The organism is Devosia sp., from assembly GCF_028290625.1.
Taxonomy (GTDB): Bacteria; Pseudomonadota; Alphaproteobacteria; order Rhizobiales; family Devosiaceae; genus Devosia.
Genome location: NZ_JAQGJM010000022.1, coordinates 47,942 through 61,938 on the forward strand (window position 1 = coordinate 47,942; position 13,997 = coordinate 61,938).

The 13,997-nt window shown below is 62.9% G+C and carries 16 protein-coding genes; 13 read left to right on the forward strand and 3 right to left on the reverse strand.

Translation table 11 applies throughout. From position 1 onward, the window contains the following. The first annotated feature begins 145 nt into the window (after positions 1-145). The 7 genes from JWR51_RS12335 (at position 146) to JWR51_RS12365 (ending at position 5,382) form a co-directional block, all read left to right on the forward strand. Complete coding sequence (locus JWR51_RS12335) at positions 146-535, forward strand: YciI family protein (RefSeq protein WP_299747789.1); 390 nt, start codon at positions 146-148, stop codon at positions 533-535. After that, on the forward strand, positions 532-1,800 hold the full coding sequence (locus JWR51_RS12340; RefSeq protein WP_299747791.1) for an RNA polymerase sigma factor: 1,269 nt from the start codon (positions 532-534) through the stop codon (positions 1,798-1,800). The genes JWR51_RS12335 and JWR51_RS12340 overlap by 4 nt, the downstream gene beginning before the upstream one ends. Positions 1,801-1,871: 71 nt before the next feature. Continuing rightward, the gene (locus JWR51_RS12345; protein WP_299747793.1) at positions 1,872-2,273 is read left to right on the forward strand and encodes a glyoxalase/bleomycin resistance/extradiol dioxygenase family protein; all 402 of its coding nucleotides are present in this window, start codon (positions 1,872-1,874) and stop codon (positions 2,271-2,273) included. Between the two features lie 21 nt (positions 2,274-2,294). Then, complete coding sequence (locus tag JWR51_RS12350) at positions 2,295-2,714, forward strand: DoxX family protein (protein ID WP_299747795.1); 420 nt, start codon at positions 2,295-2,297, stop codon at positions 2,712-2,714. Positions 2,715-2,780: 66 nt separating this feature from the next. After that, on the forward strand, positions 2,781-3,584 hold the full coding sequence (locus JWR51_RS12355; RefSeq protein ID WP_299747797.1) for an MBL fold metallo-hydrolase: 804 nt from the start codon (positions 2,781-2,783) through the stop codon (positions 3,582-3,584). Positions 3,585-3,593: 9 nt separating this feature from the next. Next, entirely contained in the window at positions 3,594-3,860 is a 267-nt protein-coding gene (locus tag JWR51_RS12360; protein WP_299747799.1) for a DUF2277 domain-containing protein, read from the forward strand. Positions 3,861-3,987: 127 nt separating this feature from the next. Continuing rightward, the gene (locus JWR51_RS12365) at positions 3,988-5,382 is read left to right on the forward strand and encodes a diguanylate cyclase (RefSeq protein ID WP_299747801.1); all 1,395 of its coding nucleotides are present in this window, start codon (positions 3,988-3,990) and stop codon (positions 5,380-5,382) included. Between the two features lie 176 nt (positions 5,383-5,558). Here the strand turns inward: JWR51_RS12365 and JWR51_RS12370 are convergent, their stop codons facing one another. The 3 genes from JWR51_RS12370 to JWR51_RS12380 form a co-directional block, all read right to left on the reverse strand. After that, the gene (locus JWR51_RS12370) at positions 5,559-6,572 is read right to left on the reverse strand and encodes a LacI family DNA-binding transcriptional regulator (protein ID WP_299747803.1); all 1,014 of its coding nucleotides are present in this window, start codon (positions 6,570-6,572) and stop codon (positions 5,559-5,561) included. Positions 6,573-6,667: 95 nt separating this feature from the next. Next, positions 6,668-7,111 carry a VOC family protein gene (locus tag JWR51_RS12375; protein WP_299747805.1) on the reverse strand — a complete coding sequence of 148 codons (444 nt, stop codon included), beginning with the start codon at positions 7,109-7,111 and terminating at the stop codon, positions 6,668-6,670. A gap of 159 nt (positions 7,112-7,270) precedes the next feature. Next, a complete protein-coding gene (locus JWR51_RS12380) occupies positions 7,271-8,083 on the reverse strand; it encodes an aldo/keto reductase (RefSeq protein WP_299747807.1) in 813 nt (270 codons plus the stop codon). A gap of 193 nt (positions 8,084-8,276) precedes the next feature. On the opposite strand from JWR51_RS12380, the gene JWR51_RS12385 reads away from it, so the two are divergent. The 6 genes from JWR51_RS12385 (at position 8,277) to JWR51_RS12410 (ending at position 13,963) form a co-directional block, all read left to right on the forward strand. Further along, positions 8,277-9,173 carry a sugar ABC transporter permease gene (locus JWR51_RS12385; protein ID WP_299747809.1) on the forward strand — a complete coding sequence of 299 codons (897 nt, stop codon included), beginning with the start codon at positions 8,277-8,279 and terminating at the stop codon, positions 9,171-9,173. After that, positions 9,170-10,102, forward strand: a complete 933-nt coding sequence (locus JWR51_RS12390; RefSeq protein ID WP_299747811.1) for a carbohydrate ABC transporter permease — start codon at positions 9,170-9,172, stop codon at positions 10,100-10,102. Before JWR51_RS12385 ends, JWR51_RS12390 begins: the two co-directional genes overlap by 4 nt. Positions 10,103-10,106: 4 nt before the next feature. Further along, the gene (locus tag JWR51_RS12395) at positions 10,107-11,207 is read left to right on the forward strand and encodes an ATP-binding cassette domain-containing protein (protein ID WP_299747813.1); all 1,101 of its coding nucleotides are present in this window, start codon (positions 10,107-10,109) and stop codon (positions 11,205-11,207) included. A 26-nt stretch (positions 11,208-11,233) separates the two neighbouring features. Beyond that, complete coding sequence (locus JWR51_RS12400) at positions 11,234-12,487, forward strand: ABC transporter substrate-binding protein (RefSeq protein WP_299747815.1); 1,254 nt, start codon at positions 11,234-11,236, stop codon at positions 12,485-12,487. Between the two features lie 75 nt (positions 12,488-12,562). Then, the gene (locus JWR51_RS12405; protein ID WP_299747817.1) at positions 12,563-13,039 is read left to right on the forward strand and encodes a VOC family protein; all 477 of its coding nucleotides are present in this window, start codon (positions 12,563-12,565) and stop codon (positions 13,037-13,039) included. Positions 13,040-13,207: 168 nt separating this feature from the next. Beyond that, entirely contained in the window at positions 13,208-13,963 is a 756-nt protein-coding gene (locus tag JWR51_RS12410) for a TIM barrel protein (RefSeq protein ID WP_299747819.1), read from the forward strand. The last annotated feature ends 34 nt before the right edge of the window (positions 13,964-13,997 follow it).

Genomic DNA, 13,997 nt, shown 5'->3' on the forward strand with positions numbered 1-13,997 from the left:
CGTCACCCGTCGCTGCGCGCCGACCTCTCCCCCAAAGGGAGAGGTGAAGTAGCGCTCGACCCCACCTTCATCGATCAAAAATAGCTGCAAGCCGTGTCTGTCTTGGGCATAGTCGTGCGTCATAACCTCATGACAGGGACACGCCATGCAATACGCCATCCTCTGCTATAACGATGAAAACGCTGTCGCTTCCTGGACCAAGGAGGAAGACGATGCCTGCATGGCGCGCCTCGCCAAGGTCCAGGGCGATATGGCCGCCAAGGGCAAGATGGGTCCCGTCGCGCGCCTGCTGCCCACCACCTCGGCCACCACTTTGCGCAAATCGGCCACCGGCTCGATGGTCATCGACGGCCCCTTCGCCGAAACCAAGGAGCAGTTCCTCGGCTTCTACGTCGTCGAGGCCGACACGCTCGACGAGGCCATCGCCTTTGCCAAGGACCTGGCTGTGGCCAATCCCGGCATCGGCGCCTATGAACTGCGTCCCGTCTCCCTGTTTTTCCCCCACACCATCACGGCGGGAAGCGGGGCCACATGACCGACAATGCCTGGATCGGCGCTGCACTCGCCGCCGCCCGTCCACAGGCGGTCAGCGCCCTGCTGCGTTATTTCCGCCAGCTCGATACTGCCGAGGAAGCCTTTCAGGAGGCATGCCTGCGCGCCATCCGCACCTGGCCCGACAAGGGCCCGCCGCGCGATCCCATCGCCTGGCTGATCTTTGTCGGCCGCAATTCGGGCGTCGACGCCATTCGCAAGAGCCGCCGCAACGTCGCGCTGCCGCCCGAGGACCTGCTGTCGGACCTCGATGACGCCGAAGCCGATATGGCCGAGCGCCTCGACGGCGAGCATTACCGCGACGATATCCTGCGCCTGCTGTTCATCTGCTGCCATCCCGACCTGCCCGCCAACCAGCAGATCGCTCTGGCGCTGCGCATCGTCGCCGGCGTCCCCACCGCGCAGATCGCCCGCGCCTTCCTCGTCCGCGAGACCGCGATGGAGCAGCGCATCACTCGCGCCAAGGCCCGCATCGCCGCCAACGACACGCCGTTCGATCCGCCCGATGCCGTGGCCCGGCAGGAACGGCTCGGCACCGTCGCGCTCATGCTTTATCTGGTGTTCAACGAAGGCTATTCGCGCGGCCATGCCGATCCGGCCGCCGCCCAGCTCTGCGACGAGGCCATCCGCCTCACCCGCCTGCTCCTGCAGCTGTTCCCTGCCGAGCCCGAAATCATGGGCCTCTGCGCGCTGATGCTGCTGCAACATTCGCGCTCGCCCGCCCGCACCGACGCGAACGGCCAGATCGTGCTGCTCGACGCGCAGGACCGCACAATGTGGAGCCGCCCCATGATCGCCGAAGGCCTGGCTCTGGTCGACAAGGCCCTGCGCCATGGCACGCCCGGCGCCTATCAGGTGCAAGCCGCCATCGCCGCCCAGCACGCCCGGGCCCTGCGCGCCGAGGGCACCGATTGGGCCGCCATCGATCACCTCTATCAAATCCTCGAAGTGATCCAGCCATCCCCGGTCATCACCCTCAACCGCGCCGTGGCGGTCTCCAAGTCCCGCGGCCCGGCCGCTGCCCTCGCTTTGATCGCCCCGCTCGCCGACCAGCTCGACAACTACTTCCATTTTCACGGCGTCCGGGGTGGCCTGTTGCGACAGCTCGGCAATGCGGCTGCCGCCCGCATTGCCTTCAACCGCGCCATCGCCCTGGCCAATTCACCCGCCGAGGCCGCCCATATCCGCACCCATCTCGATGCGCTGAGCGCACCCGCGCTTCCCGATCCGACGGCGGCTGCGAAATAATTCACGGGCTGTGTCTGACTAGCGCCCCGCCACTCGTCGTGATTGCAGAAACCAACGGAGGGACTTCCACCATGACCGATACCCCAGCCACCAGCGGCCTGACCCCCTATATCAGCATTGACGGCACCCGCGCCGCCCTCGCCTTCTACGAAAAAGCCTTTGCCGGAGCGATCATCGACGTGCGCGACGCCGATGGCTCAAGCGGCCGCGTCATCCACAGCCATATCCAGATCAACGGCGCGCCGCTGTTCATCTCCGACTTCTTCCCCGATTACGGCTATCCCGCAGTTGCCCCCGCCGCCTTCATGCTGCATTTGCAGGTCGAGGACGCCCAGGCCTGGTGGGATCGCGCCGTTGCCGCCGGCTGCACCATCAAGTCGCCCATCAAGGTTGAATTCTGGGGCGATATCTATGGCCAGCTCACCGACCCCTATGGGGTGACCTGGACCATCGGCCAGACGGTCAAGAAGTAACGCGCAACGAGGAGACCCATCATGACCACCATCGATACCTCGGCCTCGCTCGCCCCATCCCGCAACTGGACCTTCTGGCTCGGCTGGGTGCTTTCGGGCCTGTTCATCGCTTTCATGATCTTTGACGGCAGCATCAAGCTGGTGCCAATCCAGCCGGTGATCGATACCATGACCGAGCTGGGCTACCCGGTCGAACATGCCCGCCTGCTCGGCGTGCTGAGCCTGGTTTGCACGCTGCTGTACGCCATCCCGCGCACCTCGGTGCTGGGGGCCGTGCTGCTCACCGCCTATCTGGGCGGCGCCGTCTCGGCTCATGTGCGCATCGGCTCACCGCTGTTCAGCCATGACCTGTTCGGCGTCTATATGGGCCTCTTCGCCTGGGGCGGCATCTGGCTACGCAACGCCAAACTGCGCGCCATCTTCCCAATCATCCGCGCCTAGCCAAACTTGCCCTCACATCGGGAGCCTGCCAAGCTGCAGGCTTTCGATGCGACTGGGAATTTGCTCATGACCATTTTTCTCTGCGCCACCTGCGGCACCTCCTACCCGGACGCGCCCCAGCCGCCCGCCCATTGCCCGATTTGCGACGACGAGCGCCAATATGTCCCCGCCGCCGGCCAGTCCTGGACCACGCGGGAGGCGCTGGCCAAGACCTATCGCAATGCCTGGCAGCACCACGAGCCCAACCTGTTCAGCATCCAGCCGGTGCCGGCCCTGGGCATCAACCAGCGCGCTTTCCTGCTGCGCACGCCAGCCGGCAACGTGCTGTGGGACTGCGTTGCCCTGCTCGATGACGCCACCGAAGCGCTCGTCGATAGCCTGGGCGGCATCAGCGCCATCGCCATCTCGCACCCGCACTACTACACGGTGATGCAGGACTGGGCGGCCGCCTTTGGCGCCACCATCCACCTGCACGCAGCCGACGCAGCCCATATCGTGCGCCCCGACGCCAATGTGCATCTGTGGCACGAGGAAACCCGCCAACTGCTGCCCGGCGTCACCCTGATCCGCGCCGGCGGCCATTTCGATGGCGGCACTGTGCTGCATTGGGCCGACACCGCCGACAATGCCGGCGCCCTGCTGGTCGGCGATATCCTGCAAGTCACACCCGGCGGCCACCGCGTCTCCTTCATGTGGAGCTATCCCAACATGATGCCGCTGCCCGCCGCCAAAATCCGTCACATCGCCGATGCGCTCACGCCCTGGCGCTATGATCGCATTTACGGCGCCTTCGCCGGCCAGAATATTCCCAAGGATGCGCCGGCCATCGTCGCCAATTCGGCGGCCCGCTACATCGAATTGCTCGCCTAGGAGTTTCCCATGTGCCGCAACATCAAAACCCTATTCAATTTCGAGCCGCCCGCCACCGGCGATGAAATACACGCTTCCGCCCTGCAATATGTGCGCAAGCTGAGCGGCTTCACCCACCCCTCGCAGAAGAACCAGGCCGCCTTTGAACACGCCGTCGAGGAAGTCGCCGCCACCACCCGCCGCCTGCTCGCTGCCCTCGAAACCACTGCGCCCCCGCATGATCGCGACGTCGAAGCCGCCAAGGCCCGCGAGCGCGCCAAGGTGCGTTTCGCCTGATCGCTTCGCCCGAACGGCAACTGCGCACTATGTCTTGATGCTCTCTCACAAGATGAACAGAAATTCTTAATCGGCCCTGCGCTAGGGTTCACCAATTGTCCACCCCGCACGTCAACCGAGTTCAGCGATGCCCGCCGCCGCTTCGGCCCAGATGGCTCCCGCACCGTTCCAAAACCCGTCTCGGGTCGGCCGGACCGCTGGCGGCCTGGCGTCCCTGCTCGAAAGCATCCGCCAACGGCTCGATGTCGATTTCGCCACGCTGCGCCTGATCCAGGGCGATCAACTGGTCCTTGCCGGTTCGGCCGGCGCACCATCCCCGGCGCTCGAAAACGAATCCCGTTTCTCTAGTCGTGCCCTGATCGCGCCCCTGGTCGTGCCGGATACGGCCCTCGATGCGCGGTTCCGCGACCGTACCACAATCCGGTTTTATGCCGGCATTCCGCTGGTGACCGCGTCCGGCCGCACCGTTGGCCTGCTCAGCCTGTTCGACCGCTCCCCGCGTCCCCTGCAATTGGCCGCTCGCCTCGCCGTTCTGGCCGCCAATGCCATGCGGTCGGTCGAGGAAGCCCCGAGCCAGGAGCGGCTCATTGCCACCCTCAAGGGTCAACTGGCCGACCAGGCCCGCCTGATTCACGAGCAGGCCGCTGCGCTGGACCATAGCCGATTGATCTTCGAACGCGCCGCGGCCACCGCGCGGATCGGCGTTTGGGAATGCGATCTTGCGACCGAGGAATTGACCTGGACCGACGGCGTCTACGACCTGTTCGAGCTGCCCCGCGGCAGTTCCATCGACCGCGCCACGACGCTGCTTTGTTACGCCCCGACCTCTCGCGCGCTGCTGGAAAAACTGCGCACCCAGGCCGTAACACAGGGGATCGGCTTTACGCTCGACGCCGAAATCACCACCGCAAAGGGCAACCGGCGCTGGATGCGGCTAACCACCAGCGTTGAGACCGAAAACGGGGTCGCCACCCGCCTGTTCGGCATGAAGCAGGATATCACCGAGGAAAAGATCCTCGCCGATCGCACCCGCTATCTGGCCGAGTTCGATGTCATGACCGGACTAGCCAACCGCAGCCGGTTCCAGTCCCGGCTTGCCGACCAGACCCAGGCGATCGGCGCACTGCTGCTGGTCGACCTGGATGGCTTCAAGTCGATCAACGACACCTTCGGTCATGCCCTGGGCGATGAGTGCCTCAAGGAAACCGCTTTGCGCCTCGAAGCCGTCGGCATCGAGGCCGAACTTGTCGCCCGCATCGGCGGCGACGAATTCGCGGTCCTGCTCGGCCCCCAAACCGATTACACGGCCGCCGAACATCTCGCCGGCCAGATCGTCGAAATCCTCGGCCGCCCGGTCACGCGCGGCGATCAGGTCCTGCAGCTCGGCGCCTCCGTGGGCATTGCCCTCGCCATGCCCGAAGCCTCCCCGGACCAGTTGTTCAAGCAAGCCGACACCGCTCTCTACGCCGCCAAAGCCGCCGGCCGAAAAACTTTTCGCCTGTTCAGTCCTGCCGAGCGCTAGAGCCGCCAGCTCTTCACCTTTGGCCGCTTGCGCCAAGGTGCGTCGAGATTCAGGTCAGGCCGAGACGAAAACTGTGCTCTTCGAGAACCGGAGCGCAGCGTACCTTTGGGTACGTGAGCACCGGAAGCGCAGAAGAGCGCAGTTTGCAGACCGGCATCACCTGAATATCGACGCACCTAGCCGTTGGTGCTGTCGCGGATGACCAGATCCGGCTCGATCATGGTCACGCGCGGCTCGGGCAGCACGTCGCCGGCTCCGATCAGGCCGATCAACCGCTCCACGGCCTGCTCGGTCACCATCTGCACCGCATAATTGACGCTCGATATCGGGGTCGCCGCGTGCTCGGCGAATTCGATATTATCGAAGCCCATGATGGCGACGTCCTGCGGCACCCGATAGCCATTCTTCTGGGTCCAGCGCAACGCGCCCATCGCCAGGCTATCGCAGGCGGCGAGCAGCGCTGTGGGGGGCTTCGCAAGGTTCATCAGCCGGTCCATGGCCCAATAGCCGCGGATGACCGCATTGCCCTGCGGATCGGCGACGAGGCACTCGTCGGTGCTCAAGCCCGCTTCGGTCAGCGCTCGGGCATAGCCTTCACGCTTTTCGAAGTTACCGCTTGGCTTGGCGCCATCGATGATGCCGATGCGCTGGTGGCCGATATCGATCAGGTGTCGCGTGGCTTGATAGGCGCCCCGCCTTTCGTCCATGCAGACGGCGTCGATGCCGGCATCCAAGTCGGCGACCAGCAGCACGACGGGATAATTGTCCTGGCGCAGGCGCTTGATGTGATCGAGGTCGCGATGGTTGCGCGGATAGATCAGCATGCCGTCCACCTGGCGCGAGCGGAACATCTCGATGACCTTTTTCTCGGTCGCCAAGTCGTTATTCGAGGTCGCAAAAAGCGTGGAATAGCCGCGTTCGGCCAGTGCCAGTTCGATCGCCTGCGCCACATGGGTCAGCATTGGATTGGTGATTTCGGTCAGCACCAGCCCCACGGTCATGGTCTGCCGGCTGACCAGCGATTTGGCCACGTGATTGGGCGCGTAGTTCAGCGCTTCGGCCGCCTGCTGGATGACCACGCGGGTGTCTTCGGGAATGCGCGCGCTTTGGCGCAAGGCCAGCGACACGGTGTTTACGGAAAACCCGGTGCGCTCGGCGATGTCCTTCAGGCGAACGATGGATCTACCCATGACTTACTGTCTATCCCGCTTCAGCCGCTCGATTGTGGCTCGTAGCACGCTTAAATGCGGCGGCGAGTGGTAATCGGCGCACTGGCGTTATCCAATCAAATGCCGTGTTGGCGCAACCGTGCGATCGCCTGCAATTGCTGGCTATTGGCGTGCATCTGCATCAGCTCGATCTTGTTGCCATCGGGATCGAGCAGCCAGGCCTGACTATTGCCGTCGGCGCCCGATTTCGGCTCGATCAGCATGGTAACGCCCTTGCCCTTGAGCTCCGCCACCACCGCGTCCAGATCGTCCACCATCAGGCACAGATGCCCAAAGCCATTGGCATGCCAGCTTTCCGACGCCCGTTCCGTCTCGGCACCGGGAAAGATTTCGATGAACTGATCGTCGGTGACGCGCAGATAGACCAGCCATGGCGTGCCGTTGTCATGATCGATCCGCATCATCTCGGCAAAGCCGAGCGTGCCGATGTAAAAGTCCAGCGACTTGGCCAGATCGGCGACATTGATCGCCACGTGACCAATGCTCGTTATACCCTTCATCGAAATTCCTCCCGGCCGTCATTGCGGCCAAAGTAGTCCATCCCCGCCGACAGCACCGCCGGCGGGCTCCAATGGGTCGGCATTCGCGACCTGTAGGAACGTTAATACGACAAACCATACGCCCCGCTATCGGCTTGTCAACCGCCCACCGAGAGGCCGTCAGTCCCAGGCGGGTCCCCAGCCTGGATTGATCTCGCGCTGGCCACGGTCCACGCCCTCAATGGCCACGATATCCTCACTGCTCAGGCGCAATTTCGTCGCCTCGAAGTTCGAGCGGATGCGCTCGGCCTTCCCCGAAGTCGGGATGGCGATGTAGCCCTTGGCAAATTCGAAGGCCAGCGCCACCTGCTCCGGCGTCGCTCCATGCCGGTCGGCAATCTGGCTTATCACCGGCTCCCCACCCAGCACCCCCCGCGCGATCGGCAGATAACAGGTCACCGAAATTCCGCTGCTTAAACAATAGTTTGCCAGCTTACGATTCTGCAGCAGCGGATTGAGTTCGAACTGGTTATTGGAGATCGGCACCTCGCCCAAAACCGTTTTTGCCTGTTCTATCAAGGCGATGGTGAAGTTGGAAACTCCGACCAGCCGCGTCAGGCCCAGCGCATGCGCCTCGGCCAATTGCTCGATATAAACCTCCAGTGGAATCTCTTCATTGGGTGATGGCCAATGGATCAGCGTCAGGTCGAGCTGGTCCACCTGCAGATTATCGCAACTCTGCCGCAGCGACGGCACCAGCATGCCCTTGCCGAAATTGCCGGTCTTGATCTTGGTGGTCACAAACACTTCGGAGCGCCGGAGCCCCGAGCGCTTTACCGTCTCGCCGACTTCCGTCTCGGTGCCATAGTCCTGCGCCGTGTCCAAATGTCGATAACCCACCTCCAGCGCCACCAGCATGGCGGCGATTCCGGCCTCCCCGGTGCGCCCATATGTGCCGAACCCCATTGCGGGGATATCGTATTGATTTGTCATCGCTTTTAACCTCCACAGACCCCCTCGGGCCGCTTCCTATTGTCCACAGCCTCGATGCTACCGCTAACACAGGCCGATTTTTTTATTGACGGATTGTTTCGGATGACCTTAGTTTAACGATAATATGGCTCGCAAGGGCAGACATGCCAACGAGCAGAACAATCTGACATGGCATGCTGGAAAGGGAGAGATCATGGCCTTTCGGTGGAGCCGATGGTCGCCGCAACTGGCTTTGCTGCCGGCGGTCACCGTCACAGCCGTCGCCTTTGTGGGCGCGATCATCTGGACCATTTACCTGTCGCTCACGCGCAGCCGGCGCCTGCCGGAATATGGGATCGACTGGTCCGAACCGCTGCGGCAGTACACGCGCCTGTTCGCCGACGACGCCTGGGCGATTTCACTGAAAAACCTGATCATCCTTGGCCTCGGCAGCGCCCTGGCCATCGTCTTCGGCTTCATCCTCGCCGCCATGATCGACAAGGAAAAGCGCGGCGAGAGCCTGTTCCGCACCGTTTTCCTCTACCCGCTCGCCGTGTCGCTGATCGTCACCGGCACGGCCTGGCGCTGGCTGTTCAATCCTGAATTCGGCGTCGAGCACGCGCTTCATTCCATCGGCCTGACCTGGATCAACTTCTCCTGGCTGTCCACCGGCGAAACTGCCATGTACGGCGTCATTCTGGCCGCGGTCTGGCAAAGCTCGGGCTTCTACATGGCCCTGATGCTGGCCGGCCTGAAGTCGATCAACTCCGAGATCTGGAGCGCTGCCCGCCTCGATGGCGTCAACCTCTTCCGCCTCTATACCGAGATCATCATTCCGATGATGAAGTTCACCTTCGTCACCTGCGCCATCCTGCTCTCGCTGGGCGTGATCAAGGCCTATGACGTGATCGTCGCCATGACCAATGGTGGCCCCGGCCAGTCCACTTACGTGCCGGCCTATTTCACCATCCAGGCGCTGTCGGCCAAGGGCAATCTGGGCTTCGCCTCCGCCGCCGCTGTCATGATGCTGGTCATCACCGCCGTCATCTTCCTGCCGCTGGTTATGCTCACCGCCTGGCAGCAACGCCGCACCGGGAGGGCTGCACATTGAGCGATCTCACCATAGCCCAGAAGATGCTCGGCGGCGAAGTCGCCGTCCGCAGCGCGCCCTACTTCCCGCGCAAGAAGAAGCGCATCACCGGGCGCTCCATCGCCATCATCATCTTCCTGTCGATCTGCGCCATTTTCTTCTGCGTACCGCTCTACGTGGTGATCATCACCTCATTCAAGACCATGGAGCAGATTCGCGAAGGCGCCATGTTCTCGCTGCCCAATGTGTGGACGCTGGAAGCCTGGGATCACGCCTGGAACAGCGCCTGCTCGGGCATCAATTGTAACGGCCTCAAGGTCGGCTTCTGGAATTCGGTGCAAATCCTGTTCCCCTCGCTGATCCTGTCGATCGGCATTTCCATGATCACCGGCTATGCGCTGGCTCTGTGGAATGTGCGCTGGGCTGGCGGCTTCCTGTTCCTGCTGTTCATCTGCGCCTTCGTGCCGTTCCAGATCATCATGTTCCCGCTGATCTCGATGACCGCCGCGATCAAGGTCTATGGCAATGTCTGGGGCGTCGCGATCGTGCATGCCGTGCTGGCCATGCCGGTGCTGACCCTGATTTTCCGCAATTACTACAAGGATATCCCGCAGGAAATCATGAGCGCCGCGGTGATGGACTCCGGCTCGTTCTGGAAGATCTTCGTCGAGATCATCCTGCCCATGAGCGGCAATATCCTGATCGTCGTGCTGATCCTGCAGATCACCTCGATCTGGAACGATTACCTGATCGGCGTGACCTTCGGCGGCATGGGCAGCCAGCCGATGACGGTGAACCTGGCCAACCTGATCACCATCTCGACGGGCACCACCCGCTACAACGACAACATGGCGGCAGCTCTGCAGACCGCCATTCCGCCGCTCGTCATCTATTTCTTCGTCGGGAAGCTCTTCGTCCAGGGCATTACCGCCGGCGCCATCAAGGGTTGAGTTAATGCCAAAAGTCAGCTTCGAGCACATCACCAAGACCTACGGCAACGTGCCCGTCCTCAAGGACCTCAACCTTGCCATCGATGACGGCGACTTCCTCGTCCTGCTGGGGCCATCGGGCTGCGGCAAGACCACGCTGCTGAACCTGCTGGCCGGCCTGATCGACGTCACCGACGGGCGCATCATGATCGGCGACCGCGACGTCACCGATGTGGACCCCAAGGACCGTGGCCTCGCCATGGTGTTCCAGTCCTACGCGCTCTATCCGACCAAGACTGTCTACGGCAACCTCAAGTTCGGCCTGTCGGCCAGCAAGCTGCCCAAGGACGAAGTCGAGCGCCGCATCGCTTGGGCCGCCAAGCTGCTGCAGATCGAGCCGCTGCTCAACCGCAAGCCGGCCCACCTGTCGGGCGGCCAGCGCCAGCGCGTCGCCATCGGCCGCGCTCTGGTGAAAAATGTCGGCGTCTTCCTGTTCGACGAGCCGCTGTCCAACCTCGATGCCAAGCTGCGCACCGAGACCCGCCTCGAAATCAAGAAGCTGCACGACACGCTCAAGACCACCATCGTCTACGTCACCCACGACCAGATCGAAGCCATGACCATGGCCACCAAGATCGCGGTGATGAATGGCGGCGTCATCCAGCAGTTCGGCACCCCTGACGAAATCTACGAGCGGCCCGCCAACCTCTTCGTCGCCGGCTTCATCGGCTCTCCCGCTATGAACCTGCGCAAGGTCAAGCTGAGCATTGCCAATGGCAAGACCGAGGCCGTGTTCGGCTCTGGCGTCCGCTTCGATTTGTCCGATTACCGCTTCGCCACGGCGCCGCAGGATGGCGCCGAAGTGATCCTGGGCTTGCGCCCGGAACACTTCCTCGTCGGCGCCGGCACAGCGGCCGATAGCGCCGCCACTTTCGAGGTGCCGGTACAATATGCCGAGCGCACCGGCCCCGATGCCAGCGCCTACTTCGTGCTGGAAAACGATTTGCTTGCCCTCCGGGTCGAGCCGGCAGTCGCGGCGGGGCTCAAGCCCGGCCAGGTCGTGCCGGTTCGCTACCTCAAGGGCAAAGCCCACCTATTCGACGCCCAGACCGGGCAGAGAATGTAATTTCGACATCACAGGGAGAGAGACAGATGTCTAAGAGAACTCTAGCCGCCGTTATAACCGGGCTCATGCTGAGCACGGCCTCGTTCAGCGCCATGGCCACCGATCTGGTGATCTATCACACCTGGTCGGCAGGCCCCGAAGTCGCCGCCCTCAACGTGCTCAAGAGCGCGCTCGAGGCCAAGGGCCATTCCTGGACCGATATCGCCATTCCGCACGATACCGGCTCCAACGTGAACCTGATGAGCATGGTCACCGGCGGTTCCCCGCCGAACCTGTTCGTTGAATCCAATCCCGGCGTCTATCGCGATCTCGCGGGCCTCGGTTACGAATTCGACCTGACCCAGTGGTATGCCGACAACCACATCCTCGAGAACCTGCCCAAGGCCGTTGCCGACTCGCTCTCGGTCGATGGCAAGATCGTCAAGGTGCCGATGGCGCTGCACATCGATGGCATGGTCTATTACAACATGGACGTGGCCAAGAAGGCCGGTGTCGATCCCGCGAGCTGGACTTCGCTCGACGCCATGTTCGCCGATTTCCCCAAGATCCGTGAAGCCGGCTTCGCGCCGCTCGCCGTCGGCAGCCAGCCTTTCCAGGTCGGCTACCTGTTCCACACGCTGGTGGCAGCCGTCGCCGGCCAGGAACTCTACAACCGCGTCTATGGCGAGGATGTCGACGAGACCGCGCTGGACGATCCGGCATTTGCCAAGGCTCTCGAAGAGCTGCGCCTGTTCGCCAACGAAGCCGGCCCCGACTCGCAGAACCGCCCCTGGAACGAGACCACCAACGAGGTCATCACCGGCAAGGCGCTGATGCAGATCCACGGTGACTGGATGAAGGGCGAATGGCTGGCCGCCGGCAAGAAGGCGGGCACCGATTTCGGTTGCTTGCCGATTCCGGGCGCCCAGGCCGTTTCGGCTTCGGTTGATTCCTGGGGCCTGCTGGGCGGCAGCGGCGTTGCCGACGACGTCAAGAAGGCCGAACTGGACTTCGCTTCGATCGTCGTCGATCCGGAAATCCAGGCCAAGTTCGCCGCCGCCAAGGGCTCAACCCCGGTGCGCAGCGATGCGCCTGCCGCCAGCCTCGACGCCTGCTCGACTGAAGTTCTGAGCATCCTGTCGGACCCGACGAAAGGCGTGCAGACGCCCAACGCCATCACCGATGCCGATTGGCGCAATTCCATCTGGGACGTCGTCTTCAACTACTGGAGCGACCCCTCGATGACCGTCGAACAGGCCATCGCCAAGATGAAAGAAAACTACGAGACCATCCTCGGCTAAGTTTCCTCCCAAGGAAAGCGGCCCGGTGTTTCCCACCCGGGCCGCGCTACCCCAATCCCATGATGGACGACTGATATGGACAAGCGCCTGCTTGATGAAGATGTGGTGATGCAGATCTGCTTCGTCACCGACGACGTGGTGAAATCGGCGCAATGGTTTTCCGACCTGACCGGCAAGCCGGTTCCCAAGGAAGGCCGCGCCGCGGAACCCGAAGAAGCGCAGGCCATCTACATGGGCAAGCCGGCCGAAGTGGGCTGCCGCATCATGATGTTCAAGTTCGGCAATATCGACGTCGAATTCCTTGAGCCCGGCCCCGAGAAAAGCGCCTGGCGCGACCTGCTCGAAGAAAAAGGGCCCGGCTGCCACCACATCGCCTTCAAGACCAAGAACCTGACCAAGCGCGACGCCTATCTCGAATCCAAAGGCCACCAGCTCCTGCAGCGCGGCGAATTCGATGGCAGCCACGGCCGCTACGCCTACTACGACACCGTCAAGGCGCTTGGCGTCATGATCGAACTGCTCGAATTCGACAACGACAAAGAGCCACAATAGGGCGACCGCTCCTCACCTCTCCCTTTGGGGGAGAGGTCGGCGCGCAGCGACGGGTGAGGGCGCCTTCCCTAAACACCTCACCCAGCAAAGGCCCCCTCACCCGACCTAAGAAGGTCGACCTCTCCCCCAAAGGGAGAGGTGAAGCGGGCTCCCAACCCGGATTCCCCCATGACCTACCCCATTGCCTACCAGCTCTACTCCTCCCGCAATTTTCCCCCGCTTGCCGATCAACTCCCCATCCTCAAAGCCATGGGCTACGACGCCATTGAGCCCTGGCTTCCCGCCTACGAAGCCGACCCCAAGCTGTTCCGCCGCCAACTCGATGACGCCGGCCTCGCCTGCTGCGGCTTTCACATGCCGCTGGCCGGCCTTGTCTCCGACCCTAACCGCTTTATCGACATCGCACTGACGCTCGGCGCCACCATCCTGATCCCGCCCTACGTCACCATCGAAGAGCGCGAAAATACTCCGGCTTATTGGCAGTTCCTCGGCCAAAAGCTCGCCAAGGGCGCCGACGCCGCCAAGCCACACGGCCTCAAGGTCGCCTGGCACAACCACGATTTCGAATATTACGCCCTGCCTGACGGCACCCGCCCTATCGAGCACATCTTTGCCGAAAGCGGCGACGCCTGGTTCGAGATCGACTGCGGCTGGATCGTCCGCGCCGGCGCCGACCCCGCGACCGAGCTCAAGCGCTACGCCTCCCGCATCATCGCCATCCAGCTCAAGGACACCGCGCCCATCGGCACCAAGCAGGACGATGGCTGGACCGCCACCGGCGACGGCATCATCTCCTGGGGCCACCTCATCCCCCTGTTCCGCGCCACCACCGCCGACCACCTCGTCGCCGAACACGACAACCCCAGCGACTGGCAAGCCTTCGCCAAACGCTCGATCGACTACATGAAGAAGATCGGGCTCTAACGCTCGAAGCATTGCGGCGGACCGCTACAGTTCC